The 15,656-nt window shown below is 38.1% G+C and carries 17 protein-coding genes; 2 read left to right on the top strand and 15 right to left on the bottom strand.

Annotation, left to right across the window (positions count from 1 at the left end):
• Positions 1-173: 173 nt before the first annotated feature.
• The 7 genes from FD44_RS01370 to FD44_RS01340 form a co-directional block, all read right to left on the bottom strand.
• A complete protein-coding gene (locus FD44_RS01370; RefSeq protein ID WP_010619918.1) occupies positions 174-722 on the bottom strand; it encodes a dUTP diphosphatase in 549 nt (182 codons plus the stop codon).
• Positions 723-743: 21 nt separating this feature from the next.
• On the bottom strand, positions 744-1,685 hold the full coding sequence (locus tag FD44_RS01365) for a hypothetical protein (RefSeq protein ID WP_010619919.1): 942 nt from the start codon (positions 1,683-1,685) through the stop codon (positions 744-746).
• On the bottom strand, positions 1,678-2,565 hold the full coding sequence (locus FD44_RS01360) for a hypothetical protein (protein ID WP_010619920.1): 888 nt from the start codon (positions 2,563-2,565) through the stop codon (positions 1,678-1,680). Before FD44_RS01360 ends, FD44_RS01365 begins: the two co-directional genes overlap by 8 nt.
• 180 nt (positions 2,566-2,745) lie before the next feature.
• Positions 2,746-4,086 (bottom strand): type I glutamate--ammonia ligase, encoded by a 1,341-nt coding sequence (glnA, locus tag FD44_RS01355; protein WP_010619921.1) that lies wholly within the window; start codon positions 4,084-4,086, stop codon positions 2,746-2,748.
• A 41-nt stretch (positions 4,087-4,127) separates the two neighbouring features.
• Positions 4,128-4,520 carry a MerR family transcriptional regulator gene (locus FD44_RS01350; RefSeq protein ID WP_010619922.1) on the bottom strand — a complete coding sequence of 131 codons (393 nt, stop codon included), beginning with the start codon at positions 4,518-4,520 and terminating at the stop codon, positions 4,128-4,130.
• An 82-nt stretch (positions 4,521-4,602) separates the two neighbouring features.
• Entirely contained in the window at positions 4,603-5,520 is a 918-nt protein-coding gene (gene miaA / locus FD44_RS01345) for a tRNA (adenosine(37)-N6)-dimethylallyltransferase MiaA (protein WP_010619923.1), read from the bottom strand.
• Position 5,521: 1 nt separating this feature from the next.
• Positions 5,522-6,265, bottom strand: coding sequence for a glycerophosphodiester phosphodiesterase (locus FD44_RS01340; protein WP_010619924.1), 744 nt, complete (start codon positions 6,263-6,265; stop codon positions 5,522-5,524).
• A gap of 110 nt (positions 6,266-6,375) precedes the next feature.
• Here FD44_RS01340 and FD44_RS10275 point away from each other — a divergent pair, with 110 nt between their 5' ends.
• Positions 6,376-6,552, top strand: a complete 177-nt coding sequence (locus FD44_RS10275; RefSeq protein ID WP_010619925.1) for a DUF3042 family protein — start codon at positions 6,376-6,378, stop codon at positions 6,550-6,552.
• Between the two features lie 59 nt (positions 6,553-6,611).
• Here the strand turns inward: FD44_RS10275 and FD44_RS01335 are convergent, their stop codons facing one another.
• The 7 genes from FD44_RS01335 to FD44_RS01310 all read right to left on the bottom strand — a co-directional run bounded on the left by FD44_RS01335 (position 6,612) and on the right by FD44_RS01310 (position 12,333).
• On the bottom strand, positions 6,612-6,998 hold the full coding sequence (locus tag FD44_RS01335; protein WP_033445219.1) for a rhodanese-like domain-containing protein: 387 nt from the start codon (positions 6,996-6,998) through the stop codon (positions 6,612-6,614).
• A gap of 112 nt (positions 6,999-7,110) precedes the next feature.
• Positions 7,111-8,076: an ROK family glucokinase gene (locus FD44_RS01330; RefSeq protein ID WP_010619927.1), complete on the bottom strand. Its 966-nt coding sequence runs from the start codon at positions 8,074-8,076 to the stop codon at positions 7,111-7,113.
• A complete protein-coding gene (locus tag FD44_RS01325; RefSeq protein WP_010619928.1) occupies positions 8,076-8,300 on the bottom strand; it encodes a YqgQ family protein in 225 nt (74 codons plus the stop codon). Before FD44_RS01325 ends, FD44_RS01330 begins: the two co-directional genes overlap by 1 nt.
• Positions 8,301-8,340: 40 nt before the next feature.
• Positions 8,341-9,021, bottom strand: a complete 681-nt coding sequence (locus FD44_RS01320) for a rhomboid family intramembrane serine protease (RefSeq protein ID WP_010619929.1) — start codon at positions 9,019-9,021, stop codon at positions 8,341-8,343.
• Positions 9,018-9,587, bottom strand: coding sequence for a 5-formyltetrahydrofolate cyclo-ligase (locus FD44_RS01315; protein WP_010619930.1), 570 nt, complete (start codon positions 9,585-9,587; stop codon positions 9,018-9,020). The genes FD44_RS01320 and FD44_RS01315 overlap by 4 nt, the downstream gene beginning before the upstream one ends.
• A 398-nt stretch (positions 9,588-9,985) precedes the next feature.
• Positions 9,986-10,135, bottom strand: coding sequence for a 50S ribosomal protein L33 (gene rpmG / locus FD44_RS10270; protein WP_010619931.1), 150 nt, complete (start codon positions 10,133-10,135; stop codon positions 9,986-9,988).
• Between the two features lie 128 nt (positions 10,136-10,263).
• Positions 10,264-12,333 (bottom strand): peptidoglycan D,D-transpeptidase FtsI family protein, encoded by a 2,070-nt coding sequence (locus tag FD44_RS01310; protein ID WP_010619932.1) that lies wholly within the window; start codon positions 12,331-12,333, stop codon positions 10,264-10,266.
• Positions 12,334-12,504: 171 nt separating this feature from the next.
• On the opposite strand from FD44_RS01310, the gene FD44_RS01305 reads away from it, so the two are divergent.
• Entirely contained in the window at positions 12,505-15,153 is a 2,649-nt protein-coding gene (locus FD44_RS01305) for a YfhO family protein (protein ID WP_010619933.1), read from the top strand.
• Positions 15,154-15,176: 23 nt separating this feature from the next.
• On the opposite strand, the gene FD44_RS01300 is transcribed toward FD44_RS01305, so the two are convergent.
• Entirely contained in the window at positions 15,177-15,482 is a 306-nt protein-coding gene (locus FD44_RS01300; protein WP_010619934.1) for a HesB/YadR/YfhF family protein, read from the bottom strand.
• Between the last annotated feature and the right edge of the window lie 174 nt (positions 15,483-15,656).

Below are 15,656 nucleotides of genomic sequence, written 5' to 3'. Positions count from 1 at the left end.
TTATTTTTCTTATTATTGGTGCAGGTATTTGGCAATATTACTTGGACTACTCTAAGTCCGTCAAAAAGAACAGCAGACATTTTTCTGATAACCCCAAAATGAACCGAAACGCATAACGGGGGAATATTAAATAGAGGCAAGCAGGTATACAAACCCGCTTGCCTCTATTTTAGTTAGTACCCATTATTTTGGCGATCATAGTTGATTTGATTCTTTTTCAAATAGGCATTCTGAATTTCATCTTGAGTAAATTTAAAATCAACCAGGCCCCATTTAAGAAAAAGACGCCATGAGTGTCTGAATGATTCCTGTCTATGATTAAAGTGACTATCAAATAACTGTTCTTTCATCACTAGATAATGTTGATCCATGTTTTTGTCAGGACTATTTTGACTTAATTCTGTTAAATCAGCTGGATCAATCACAATTAGGTGAGACCAGGTTTGCTTAGCAGCAACAAGCAGATAGAAATCAAGCGCATCGACATATTCTTCCAATAAGGTTTGTCTGTGAGTTTTCCCTTCAGTTGCTTTCTTGCCGCGATTCTCTTTCCAAATTTTAAACCACTCAGCAGTGTTTGCAATCTCTGCCAACTCCACATCAAGTGAAACGTAGGCATTTTGAATTGCTAATTCTTTTTTCATATAAAGTGATTTTTGATCCGAAATACTTTGATCCAACTGAATGGACTTTTTTAGTAATGCACCTAAATCCAATGCCATTTATTAATATCGTCCCTTCTATTAGGCAAAAACGAGCGGATCAGATTTAATTTCCAACTCAGCCAAATCATTTAGATACCAAGCTTTTAGGAAATCATAATCAATTAATAATTTGAACCAGGAAACTTGTTGTAGTTTATCATGAACACTTAAAACCCAGTCTGGATCGCTTTGTGATCCTTTATTATAAACCTGAACGACTAAATCATCCTTTAAATGTAGCATTGCTCCGGTACCGGTCGCGCTATTTTCAAGCATGTACCCTTCGTGTGCAGCAGAAACGAAGAGTTTATCAACAATAGACTCGGATAAGTGCTCATTTTGGAATTCATAAACTTCACTATTATCTGTATCTAACATATTAAAGTCCACGCTAAAACCGAAATCCTTTTTGAGATAGTTCCCGAGATTAATAAAAACTTGAACAGCTTTTAAAATATCAGACTTTTCGACTTTATCTGCATACTGAATGATAAATAGTTGAGTAAATGCATGGCTGTTAAATCGCAGCATCTTTTTTTGCAAATTCAAATAGAACAAGGATTGGCCACTTGCCCGTTCCTGATAATAAACGCCACTATCATCAGACCCCGTATTACTGAAATTAAATGTACCTGAGTCATCTAGAACAGTAATTTGTTGATTTAGTTGTTCTTGATATTCTGATGATTCCAAAGTGATTGCGTCGCCTTCACCATGAAGTTCCCACATCCGGCTTACAAAAATCAGATAAAAATCGGCAAACGAATATTGATGTGGAAATGTCACATAATCGGAATTCAACGAATAAACCGATAAGGCATCCGCGGCCTGCAATAATAATTCAGGATCAGTTGTTTGGACTAGTTGATCCATTAATTTTGTGAATTTTTCACCCGTTTCGAGACCAGATTTAATAGCGTCGTTATACGCCAATAATCTACCACTCGTACTTAAGGTTGAAGGATCATTTTCATTAATCATCTGCGTTCACCCGCGCTTCCCCTACTAGGCTATTTAGATAATCGGTATATAGACTTTGATTTCGTTGATTAAATCGACTGAAGTCTTCAAAAGTCTTTTTTATACTTTGCATTTCATAGTTAATGATGGTGTCTTCTTTTGACAATGCTAAGATTTGTTCATCATTTTCTTTAATTGTATTATTGGCATCTAGAGCTGCTTCATCCTCGTCTGCCAATGTACTTAATTGATCAATAATTACTTGTCGCTCATCCTTAACTTTCCCTGAGTCCCAAGGTAATGTGCTCTTCTGCCCATTTTCTTTAAGCTGAGCCCTAAGTTGCTCTTTACGTTGATCACGATTCGTTTGATCATCGATAAGCTTTTGTAAATCAGTATTACTGGCAGATATTTCTTCGATTCGACTACTGTTATACCGCTTATTTTCCGTTTCTAATTCGAAACCTGTTTTTAATTTATCAAACTCATCTTCATCAAACTTGAAAGCAATATTTAAGACATCGAGGGTGCCAAACTGTCGACGATTCCACCAGTTTCCAAAATAAATTTGGAATTCTCCTAGTTTATATTCATCATAATAGAAAAATGGATATGTTTTCCCAAGATAGTCGATGAGATGGTGACTCAAGTAATGACTTAGTTCTGGGTGCAAATCATCTACCAATTTTTCCAGGCCGGTTGGTCTAGTAGACGTTCTGGTTTTCTTGATTAACTTACCAAATCGAGTTGTATCAAGAAGTTCATACGCCTTTAAATCATGTTTATCAGCAATTGCTGTTTGAAGTGTTGTTAAATATTCGATCTTTTGACTAATTTCTCCGTTCAACTGAACGTCTGATTGATTCGCATTATTTTCTGTTACTTGGCCCTGGTTATCCATAATATTCCCTCATTCTGTTATATAGATATGTACAATCACTAACTTCATGTTAACCAAAAACGTCACAATAATAAAGCTCTTTCATTAAAATTTTTTTGTAAATTAAAAAAGGCCGTTGCCAGTCTCTCAATTTATTCACAAATAAATTGATGAAATGGACAATAGTCTTCTCTTTTTTGTCTAATAGAGTTCCATGTATTGATCGCGTTCCCACTTAGAAACTTGGGTACGATAAGCGTTGTATTCCAGATTTTTAGCTTCAACAAAGCTTTGGAACAAATGTGATCCCATTGCCTTTCTCATTACTGTATCCGTTTCTAAATCCTTCAATGCATTATGAAGCGTGTCCGGTAGATTAGTGATATGGTTCTCTTCTCGTTCCTCTTCATCCATACGATAAATATTTCGGTCAACGCTTTCCGTTGGCTCAATCTTATTTCTCAAACCGTCTAGTCCTGCTTCAAGAATTGCAGCAATTGCCAAATATGGATTAGCAGTTGGGTCAACACTTCGCAGTTCAAGTCTAGTAGAAAGACCACGAGAACTTGGTACACGGATTAAAGGTGATCTATTTGAACCGGACCATGCAACATAAACAGGCGCTTCATAGCCAGGAACTAACCGTTTGTAGGAATTAACCGTTGGATTGCAAATAGCGGTAAAACTACGGGCATGAGTTAACAGTCCACCCAAGAAGTAATAGGCATCTTTGGAGAGCTCTAATTCACCCTTCTTATCATAAAATGCGTTTCCGTCATTATGGAACAGTGACATGTTAATGTGCATCCCGGAACCGTTAATACCTGCTAATGGTTTTGGCATGAAGGTTGCATATAAACCGTATTTACGTGCAACTGTTTTCACAACAAGTTTAAAGGTCTGAATATTATCAGCAGCCTCTAAAGCATCAGCATACTTAAAGTCGATTTCGTGTTGCCCTGGGGCAACTTCGTGATGCGCCGCCTCAACATCAAAGCCCATTTCCTCTAGTGTTAAAACAATTTCACGGCGACAATTTTCGCCAAGGTCCATTGGTGCCATATCAAAATAGGAACCTTGATCATTAAGCGTTGTCGTTGGTTTTCCATTTTCATCCATTTTGAATAAGAAGAACTCAGGTTCAGGTCCAATGTTAAAGCTGGTAAATCCTGCTTTTTTCATATCGTCAAGGACTCGAATTAAATTATTACGGGGATCGCCTTCAAATGGTTCTTTATCTGGTGTATAAACTTCGCAAATGACACGAGCAATTTTGCCTCGTTCACTACTCCAAGGAAAAATCATCCAAGTTGATAAATCAGGATAAAGATACATATCACTTTCTTCAATTCTAACAAAGCCATCAATTGAAGAACCATCAAACATTAGCTTATTATCAAGAAGTTTTTCCAATTGTGAAATTGGAACCTCAACATTCTTAATCGTTCCAAATAAATCCGTAAACATTAAGCGTAAAAATTTAACGTTCTCATCTTTAGCCATCTGTCTAATGTCATCTTTGTTGTAATCATGTTTTGCCATCGTCGACACTCCTCTATTTATTTTTCTAAAATCAAATTCAGCTACATCAAAGGATTATGTGTACGGAAGGACTGTTGATCTGGTGTATCCAAGCCTCCCAAATTCATAAACTCATCATGTAAGATTCGCCTCAAGTCGCTATCTGTTAACGGCTTATTTTCTTCATGACGTTTCGATGCTTGCTTTTGACGTCGCTGTCGATAAATTTCTTTGATGCCGGCCATATTAATGCCATCATCCAAATAGTCTTTAACCTCCAGTAAACGGTCAATATCATTTAATGAATATAAGCGTCGATTTCCCTCGCTCCTATCTGGTAAAACAAGTTCTTGTTCCTCATAATATCGAATTTGTCGCGCAGTTAAATTGGTCAATTTCATAACTGTACCAATTGGTAAAACTGAACGAGATCGTAACAGCTCTTTACCTTTCACAACAGTCACCTCCTTACTTATTCATAAGCTTACCACTTTAAAAATAAGTGTCAAGAGTTTCATGTTATGTTTTCTAACATGGCTACAACCAATCAGCAACCGTTTCCTTAATTTTTTGTATTTCATCAGGATTTTGGACGAGATTAAACCAGTTAACATCCAATTTGTTTCGAAACCAGGTTAACTGTCGTTTGGCATAGTGACGAGAATCCAGCTTGATATCATTAACTGCATCAATCAAGGGCGCTTTCCCTTCAAAATAAGGAAATAACTCCCGATAGCCAATTCCTTTACCCGCTTGAAAGTTGAAACCGCCTTCAGTAAAAAGGGTTCTCGCTTCCTGTTCAAGTCCCGCCTTCATCATCAGATCCACACGCTGATTAATCCTGTTATACAGCACTTCTCGTTCAGTATTAAGTCCTATGACGAGCGCATCATATCTCGAATCAGGTTTAATTTCTTGACTCGAAATCTTCTTTCCAGTTCTCTCGAAAACTTCTAGCGCTCTAATGATTCTGCGTTCATTACTAACTGGAATTTTGGCTGCTGCCTCGGGGTCAACTTTATGTAGTTTTTGCCATAATGCTTCATGACCATTTTGTGCAGCAAACTCCCGCCACTTATTTCGAACTGTCTCGTTCTGGTCATAAGAATCACCGCCCAAAGTCAAGCCATCAAGGAGCGCATTCAGATAGAAGCCGGTTCCTCCAACAATGATTGGCAAATGTGCCCGACGATTAATTTCTGAGATTAATTTTTGACTAAGTGAAACAAAATCTGCAACCGAAAATCGCTCATCAATATTCCGAATATCGATAAGATAATGGACAATTCCCTGCTTTTCCTGAGCGGTCACTTTTGCAGTGCCAATGTCGAGTCCCCGGTAAACTTGCATCGAATCTCCAGAAATAATTTCACCATGATACTTTTTTGCGAGTTCAATGGATAGCGCAGTTTTCCCTACCGCAGTTGGACCAACAATTGCCAAAACTTTTTCCATTTTAACCACCTTGAATGTCTTTCCGAAGCTCAATTGCACGTTTGGGATAATCCGTGATGAGACCTGCTAGCTTGTGCTTAAAGCAAAAAGCCATATCTGCCTCCGTGTTAACCGTCCAAGGCCTGATGAGAATGTGTGGTAAGAGCAATTTATGCCGTTTAACCCACTTAATATCTGGATGAATTCCCTGGATTAAATGACCTTTTTTTAGTAGCATAACTCGCTTAATACCTGTTTTAAACAACTTGGCATACTCAGAATCAGGATTCAATTCATGCATCTTTTTGATTGATTCTGAATTAAAACTGGAATAAATAATTTTGAAAGGCAGACGCCGATTTGACAATTGTTCCGTGACTAATTCTTCGATCCCAATGTAAGCAATCTTGTTAGTTTTTAACTCGAGATTAAAAACGCCATGGAAATCATTCTCAATTAAAAGATCGACTACCTCTTCAAGCGTCGGAACTTTGGTGCCACGATATTCCGAACCAAATTTGTATCCCGCATCAAGCTCTTTAATTTCGGCTAATGTTTTTTCAAGGATTAGTCCTGTCCCATCGGTTGTCCGATTTACTTTTTCGTCATGCATAATAATCAATTGTCGATCGGCAGACAGATGAACATCCGTCTCAATACCATCTGCTCCAGCATTTATCGCTTCTTGGAAAGAAGCTAGTGTATTTTCAGGTCGAGTTCCTTTGCTACCACGATGTGCAATTACTTGAGTATACTTTTCTTTCATTTTCTTACTCCAATTGGTTGAGAATAGTGAGTCAAACTGGTAATTTTTCAAAAAATCTTGCATAATAAGACTAACAAATTAAATAATAAACAATAAGGAGACGATGCTATATGAAAAATTTTTCAAAGGGATTCTTATTTGGCGCAGTTGCTACTATTGGCGCAGTTGCTGGTGCCCTCTTATCTTTTAAAAAGGCTGTTGTAGAGCCAATTGAATCTGAGGAGCAACGTTTCGAAGATAATCGCAAGAAGGCTATGCGCAAGAGCCGTGCTGCCCATCGTGGATAAATCAACTAAATAACAAAAATACCGGTAGTCCTTCATTATGAAGTCTAGCCGGTATTTTTTTATTCAGACTTCTTCGTCTTGCCTTCCCATCGTTGGTAACCACGTTTTAATATATAAATTTCTGAGTAACCGTGTTTAGCCAGCAATAGAGCAGCACGGGTGCTCAACGTTGTACTTTGATCATACAAGTAAACTGGTAGATCCTTACGAATTTGCATATAATATGCTTTCATTGTTGAGTATGGTACATTCCTTGCACCGAGAATATGGCCTTCATCAAATGGTTTCTTTTCTCGAACATCAATAACTTGAGCGTGATGCAATCCTGATTGAAATGCTGGCTCATCAATCATCTTTGCGACTTTGTTTCTTCGTAAAAGTGTGATTAGTTGCCATCCGGCGAAAACAACCAGAATTATTAACACAATAATTGTATAAATTGTCATATTAGACACGATTAAATCGTCCTTCCCTCTTCATAACTAATAATTACATTTTACTAGTTTTACGCTTATTTGACTAGTTCTATCAAAAAAACTCCCAAATGGGAGCTTTTTGCTAGGCAATAAATCTTAAAGCAAGTGATGCGGCACCTATGACACCGGCATCATTACCTAATTGCGCTAATCTAAGTTTAGTTGAGTCTCGCACTGATGGAAAACTATTCTCTTGGAAGTAACGTGTTGTTGGTTGAAGTAATGTGTTACCAGCTGCTGACACACCACCACCAATAATAATATTTGCTGGATTTAGTGTGTTAGCAACGTTAGCTAAAGCTAAGCCAAGATAGAAAGATACTCGATCAACAATCTGATTGGCAAGAATATCACCATTGTCAGCTAAGTAGACAACCATTTTTGAGGTAACTTCCTCTTGATTATCAAATAGTTCTTTTAATCGTGATTGTCCAGTAAACTCAGCAGCCATATCTTTAGCAACGTGAACGATTCCAGTTGCTGAAGAATACTGTTCAAGACAGCCATGCTTACCACATGTACATAAGTAGCCATTTGGCTGTACTGTAATATGGCCGAGCTCTCCAGCACCACCGTTAACGCCATGAAGTAAATGGCCACCGGCAATAACTCCGCCGCCAACACCTGTTCCAAGTGTCACGAATACGACGTCTTGGTCCTTTTCGCCTGCACCCTTCCAATATTCACCAAGGGATGCAACATTGGCATCGTTATCTAGTACAAACTGTAACCCAAGTGCCCCTTGAATTTGATCCCGAACGTTTTGTCGTTTTGACCAATTCAAGTTATAAGCACCAATAACGGTTCCGTTTTCGATGTCAACAGATCCTGGAGTACCCATTCCAATACCCGCAAAATCGCTGAGTTTGCTTCCAGAATCAGTCACGTGCTTTTTAATACTAGCAATGATATTAGGAACGATGTTCTTTCCTTCATCAGAAATATCAGTTGGAATACTCCACTTATCCGTTACTTCGCCATCCGTTTTAAGGAACGCAATTTTGGTTGTCGTACCTCCAAGATCAATTCCAATTAAGTTGCCTTTCATCAGTTCTTACCTCCACTAATTTCTTTTTCTCTCTCTTCTTCTATTCGATGCTCATGTGTCAATACTAGTTTTGCTTTCGCATACGTTGAATGATCAACTAAACTAGCTTCATGTAAATGATCAAGCTCAAGTGCCATGACTTCAATATCCCAAAGCCGTTTTCCAACGTATACATAGATGTCATACTTCTTTAGAAGTTGCTGTACATCGTATAACTTTCTCATTGTGCCACATCCTTTTTGAGATTGCACGAAGATTCAGTTGCTAAGCATTCATTCCCATTTCGTATAACCAAACAAACCCAACGATCAATACAACTACTGCAATAACTCGTTTTGCGACGCTGACTTTCCCTAAAATGTTCTTTGGCAAAGCAACAACATAGCCAATCAGGAAACCAGCGACTAAGCCGCCAATATGTCCAGAAAGGTCAATTCCAGGAGATAAAAGATCAAATCCTAAATTCAAAACAATAAAAAGTGCAAATGTTTTGGTCATTTGTCTAATGTAAGGATTTTCCCAAAAAGATTCTCCAAGCATTAAAAATGCACCAAACAGACCAAAGATTGCTGTACTAGCACCTGCAGATAGTGAATTAGGGCTGAATACAAAACTTGCTAAATTACCCCCAATTGCTGTCACCACAAAAATAATAAAATAGCGCCAGTGGCCAAAAATTCGTTCAATTTGAAGTCCTAAGAAATATAGGGTAATTCCATTTAAGAGAATATGCTCAAACCCAATGTGCAAAAAAACTGGTGTAAATAAGCGCCACCACTGTCCAGCTTGAATCAGGCTAGATACTTTTGCACCAAATTGAATCAGCACATACGTATTTGTACTCCCACCCATGACGGTCATCAGTAAGAATACGATTACCATGATACCAAGAAGTCCAATTGTTACATATGGAGAATTATCAATTCGCTTTAACTGACGATTCATTTGTCATCCTCCTCCCTATTAGCACACGTAATGATTGATTGGATTGGGATATCGTGCTCATAAGTCGGCCACTCAGGACTTTCAAACGTTTGCACAGGTAGAGCTAGAGAAATCGTCTTTCCGGAATACCTCGCTAAATAGCGATCATAATAGCCACCGCCAAATCCTAATCGAAAACCGTCCGAAGTGGAAAATCCTAGGCCAGGAACAATGATTAAGTCAATTTGGCTTGCATCAACGGCATCCCCACTTTTCGGCTCATCTATTCCGTGCGAATTTTTCTGAATAACGGTTTGTACCGTATACGGACTAAACTTCATCTGCCAGTCTGACAAGGTTGTCGGAACGAGAACAGTCTTACCACTCGCCCAAGCTTTTTCAATAATCGGCTGCGTATCAATTTCCATAGGCGTTGAAAGGGTAATCGCAATGGAATTGGCATTCTTCCAATCCTCAGCATTGAATAGTCGATCATATAAACAATTTGAAAGTTCTAGTTTTTCCGACCGCGAAATCGTTTGCATTTTCTCTATGATTAACTTCCTTTGACTTTTTTTACCGGTCATCCATTTTCCCCCTTCAAAAAAGTCTGGGCTGTCACTCACAATTCATCATCAATCAGTCATGTGGCTTCAAGCAATGTTTTCTAAAAGTATTTATCTTTTTGTCTCAAAGTCGTCTAACAACCCAATTATTTTTATATTTGTATCAAAAAAGAAAACTACCTAAAATAGTTTAACACACCTACTATGAATTGAAAAAGAGATTTTTCGCTTTTAATTTCTTCTTATAATTATTCAAATCAGACTAAAAATACTTACACTAATTAGGCCTTAAAATTAACCCCCTCAATTAGCGCATTTCCCATGTTTGCCAGTCAAATTATGGGGTAATTTTATGAGAATAAAAAAATAAGCAACCACAATTCCTTTAATAGCAAGGATTATAGCTGCTTATCTTCGTGTTACTTTGTTTCACGATGTAACGTTACTTTACGTTGACGTGGGCAATATTTGTTGAATTCTACCCGATCAGGATTGTTACGTCGGTTTTTACTTGATAAGTAATTTTGTTCATGACACTCAGTACATTCTAAAGTGATGTGTACACGCATGGTCGCTGACCTCCAAACTTGTTCATAACTCAGGCTTCTGCCCTAACTCGTAATATATTATCATTATTTAGCCTAAATTACCAGTCTTAAATAACAATTGTTAAGTAATTTTACTTAACACCCAATCATTAATCTGTTGGCTTTGCTTGCACCATGCTCCAATAAGCGGAATAAATCTTCTTAGCTAGTTGCATATTGTTGTCCTCAGCATCTTCACCTAAATTAGGCATTGCCAAGGCGACTACAACCTGTGGATGCTTCGATGGTGCATATGATGCCAAACTAAGCGTAACGGTTGATGTCCCCTTGTAGAAGGTTTCAGCTGTACCCGTTTTACCAGAGATTCCTGGTGAGATTGAGGACATTGATCCACCTGTCTTGTAGGTATTTGAACCGTGGACCACATCGTATAAGCCATCCGTTACAACTTTTCGTTCAGAAGCCGTCATATCAATTTGATTCAAAATATTTGGCGTGATTGAATCTTGAACTGCACCAAGTTTACCACTTGCACTCGTTCCCCTAATAGAAGAAAGAACGTGTGGCTGTAATCGGTAGCCCCCATTTGCAATGGTGGACATATACTGTGCTACCTGCATAACGGTATAAGCATCGTAGTTTCCAAATGAAAGGTCAAGTGCGCTACCAATATATTTCTTCGTACTTGATCCCTTTAGTCCTGTTGACTCACCAGGTAAGTCAACACCGGTTTTAACACCTAAACCAAATTGATTGAAGTAACCTCGTAGCTTATTAAAAATACTTGTCTTCATGTTCAGTGCGCTACCGGATACATAATTAAATTTAGCTTCCTTCATTGCTAATTGCATCATGTATGAGTTAGAAGAAACCTCCAATGCAGTTGACGCATCTAGCGCGATATTAGCAGAGCCTTTCTTATTGAACCATGAAGATTTTTTAACTCCCCCAACGTTGATAACTTCATCAGTCAGTGTTGAATTGGTTGGCGTGATGACTTTATCCATTAAAGCACCTGATACTGTTGCACCCTTAACAACGGATCCCATAACGATTGAACTATTGATAGTTCCAAGGGCGTTATCGGTTATTTTACCTGTAGAAGGATTTCGGTCAACACCCGCAATCCCAATAATTCCGCCAGTGTTAGGATTCATCACGACTGCATACGTACCTGTAGAATAGCCACCGGCACTGCCTTCAGCAGAACGCACTAAGGACTGTAATTTCTTTTGGAACCCAGCATTAATAGTAAGTTGTAGATTATCGCCCTTCTTACCACCATACTTTTTAACTTCTTTACTAATTTTGTCGTTACCAGTAACTTCAACCTCAGTCTGAGATTTAGTTCCACGTAAAACTGGTTCATATTGCTCTTCAAGGTAACTTTGACCAACTGAGTCATTTCGAGAATAACCCTCTGCCAAAAGTTCATTGACCCGATCACTTGGCAATCCAGTCTTTTCTGAAGAAACGGTTCCAATAATACTCTTTATGGAAGATCCATTTGGATAATTTCTCGACCAACTAGTTCCAACCTTCACACCTGGCATTGATGACAAATGTTCGCCAACTTCTGCAATTTCTTTGCTTGAAACGCTTGAAGCCTTAATATAAGTTGTCGATAATTGGTAAGCACTACTCATCTTTGCAAAAATAGTTGCATCGTTTCGTTGCTGTTTTGTATAGTGCATGTTATTTTTAAGCAAGTATGCTAGAGCCTTGTCATAGCGCGTATCAGAGGAATATTGACTGATATTTGGAATCTTTTTCTCAATCTGCCTTAATTGCGTTGTGTTTGACAAATAAAAATCAGCGGCCTGGCGTTTTGTTAATGAACTTGTGGGTACCGATAAATACTTACCCAAGGCAGTCGCCGTCGTGTAAATTTCTGAAGATAACGTATTAATGCCCTTTGTGTACGTAATTGCTTGATGGGCTTTGTTTCCAACCAGCACTTTACCAGTCGAATCAAAAACCATTCCACGTTGGACATTATTTGTCTCTGTCGTATTATCGGTGCTATTAACTTCCGCCTTAAACTTGGTACCGTACATAACTTGTAAATAGGCCAGCTGACCAATTAAAAGTGCAAAAAGAACGGCAACGATAATAAAAAGAAAGTTCAATCTGAACGGAATCTGTGACCCACTTTTTTTATTGCCATCTGGCTTACTTTTACTATTTCGTTTGAATAGGTTGGTAAAAAAATTCTTCAATGTCTTTCAAGCTCCTTATTTAACTTCACTATTCTAACAGATTTCCTTATTCAGAACTATGGAAGTACCTGAATTTTAAACTTTTTATGATATTCTAGAAAAGAAACGACAAAGCCTCTTTAAAATCGTAAAATAAAACTATTAATCTAATCAGAGAATTGGAGTGGTATCTTGCTTAATCAGAAACGCCCCACGCACCAACGGCGAAATTTACTTATATTTAGCTTCAGCATTCCAGCAATTATCATGTTGGGATATTTCATTTATCGAAAAATGGCGCCTTTTGGTGGTTCATCCCTTTTAACGGTGGATTTAGGCCAACAATACATTGATTTTTTTGCATACTTCAGACATTCTTTTTTAAATGATCCTAGTGGAATCCTTTATTCGTTTGGAAAGGCGCTAGGTGGTGAAATGACCGGAACTTGGTCATACTACTTAATGAGTCCACTTAATCTATTGCTCCTCTTTTTTCCAGATAAAATATTACCAAGCGGTATCTTAGTATTAACTGTATTAAAGTATGGATTGGCCGGACTTAGTTTTGGTTATCTTCTATTACAGACCAAATCGCAGTCGGGTTATCGTGTTCCACTTTTTGCCACTGCCTATGCGCTTTCTGGCTGGATGATTGCAAACCAATTAAATTTAATGTGGCTAGATGCCGTCATTATTTTGCCTTTAATTGTGTTAGGAATCGAGAAGCTTGAAACCTCAGGACGCTTAACGACCTATGTTCCCTGGCTGGCTGCCCTGCTAATTATTAATTACTATATGGCTTATATGGTTTGCCTCTTCATAATCGGGTACTATTTATGGGCAAGTGTCAGGCACTTCACCTCATGGCGCACTTTCTTTAAGACTACGTTGAAATTTATAGCGGGTTCATTGACGAGTGCACTTATTGCAGCTTTTATACTCCTGCCCACCTACTTTTCCTTACTCGGTAGTAAGGCTCAATATACTGTAACTAAATTTAAATTCAAATTTGATTTTTTCCCGCCAAAAATGATTGCAAAATTCTTCGTTGGTAGTTTCAATTTTGATCAAATGCCAAAAGGAACGGCCAATCTTTTTATTGGGTCATTTGTCCTAATTGGTGCTGTCTTATTCTTCGTCAGTCGCCAATTTAATATAGGAACTAAAATTGCGGCTGGCCTATTTACGCTCTTCCTAGCACTTTCCCTTTGTTTCCAGCCGCTAGACTTAATCTGGCATGCAATGCAATTTCCAATCTGGTACCCATACCGTTTTTCATTTGTAGTCTGTTTCTGGTTAGTCTGGATTGCGGCGTTGACTTTGCAACCTGATTTCGTTCCAAATTTACGTCAAATTTTGACCGTTGTTATTGTCTTTGCAATCGGTATTAGCTATGTTTGGTTAAATGAAAAGAAGTTTAGCTTCCTATCCACAAACCAGTTAGTATTTGGTTTGCTGTTCGCAACCTTGGCCCTTTGCCTAATTGCCACTCCTAGAAGTAAGTTTCTTCTCTACCCATTCGTCTTTTGCCTACTAATGTTGTCAGAACTTGGGCTCAATGCCATACTAAGCCTCAATAACATAAGTTACGTTTCCCAAAATGAGTATGAACTATATCGTAACAGTCTATCTGCCCAAACGGCAAAGGTTGCCAGTAAGAATCAATCCTTTTACCGGGTAGCGACCACTTTCATGCGAACTAAAAATGATCCCCTATCTAATCAATATTTTGGTGGATCCATCTTCTCATCTACTCTTGAAAAGAAAACACCCAACTTCTTTGGTAAGATTGGCCAACCAGACGGTGATGGTTTTGTTGCATACACAAACGGGACATTGGTATCAGACGCTATTCTTGATATGAAATACGTTTTTGCAGGACGGAAAACATCGCTTCCAAGTGCTAAAAGCTCTTACACGTTGCCACAAATCACCAATAAACCCGATGTTAATCAATATCGAAAGATTAACCAAACGGCAACGACGGAAACCTATAAGAACCAATTTGCTCTGCCTCTCGCCTTTCTTAGTTCCAGCAACTCAATTACCTATAAAAATAAAACGCTTGATCCAGTTCATTATCAGGCTAATTGGCTTGCTTCACTAACGGGGAATTCTAATGACCAAAATATTTTCACCGCTCAAAACTTTAACCATGTTCTGTTCCAAAATATTAAGCAGCAAACTAATTTGACGGGTGCGATTTTACAGAAACAGAGTATTCTCAAACCAGCAAGTATCACTTTATCATTCGTCCCAACAACAAATAATTCCTATTACTTAACATTGGGTCAAAACATTGATGAGGATAACGTCACAATGACGATTAATGGGAAAACAATGCATCAGTACCCCACCTTCCGCCACACAGTCATTACAAACGTGGCTAGCAACGCAAAAGGTAAAACAATCAATATTAAGATGCAGTTGAAACACAATAGTCTGTGGCTTCAAAACTTTACCCTGTATGAACTAAACAACAATCAATTTAAACAATCCATCAAGAAACTACAATCTCATCCGTTAAAGGTCACTAATCATAGCCAACGAAAAATCATTGGTAATGTTGACGTCACGAGCAACCAAGCAAAAACGCTCTCAACAACTATTCCATATGATAAAGGCTGGACGGCTCGAGTTGATGGTAAAAAGGTTAAAATTCAAAAATCTGCAAATTACATGATTGCCCTTTCATTAACAAAAGGGAATCATCACATTGTTCTTTCGTACTGGCCCCCATACTTCAATCTAGGTCTGATTATAAGTGGTTTAACGCTATTCGTTAGTTGTGGACTTGTTGCTTTACGAAAGTTATATAGTCGTAAAAATAGGAAAAGGTAATTGCCGATGGCAATTACCTTTTTTTATAATTCGTTATTTTGAATATAGTTATATTGAGGCCCATCGTGCTTTGCGTCATAGTCTACCTCTAAATCGTAGCCTTTAAAAAACCACTCATCAGCCTCAGTCACGTAATAATTAACGCCATCCTTTTCAGTTAGGGCATACGCATCAGACGTATCGCCATCAGGGGTCATTGCCAGTGAAAATCCATCGTGAACTGGGGTATTTCCATATACTTTACCATAGAATCTCAATGAACTTCCGTCATCCAAACCCATGTCATCTTTAAACCATTTGCTGGCCTTGTCAGTTACTGTAATTTTCATCATAAAAAAGCTCCTTTGTAAATAGTATGAAGCGCTTACATTGATACTTCATTTATAACACTCTTGACCACCATAGGGCAAGAAATTTAAAAAGAAAAGAACCAATCATTAAATGATTGGTTCTGAGTTTAGATGGCTTCAACCTTAATAATGGTTCTATACTTTTTCCTGTTG

Source organism: Secundilactobacillus malefermentans DSM 5705 = KCTC 3548 (assembly GCF_001436395.1).
In the GTDB taxonomy this organism is placed as follows: domain Bacteria; phylum Bacillota; class Bacilli; order Lactobacillales; family Lactobacillaceae; genus Secundilactobacillus; species Secundilactobacillus malefermentans.
This window is presented reverse-complemented; position numbering and strand designations above follow the sequence as displayed.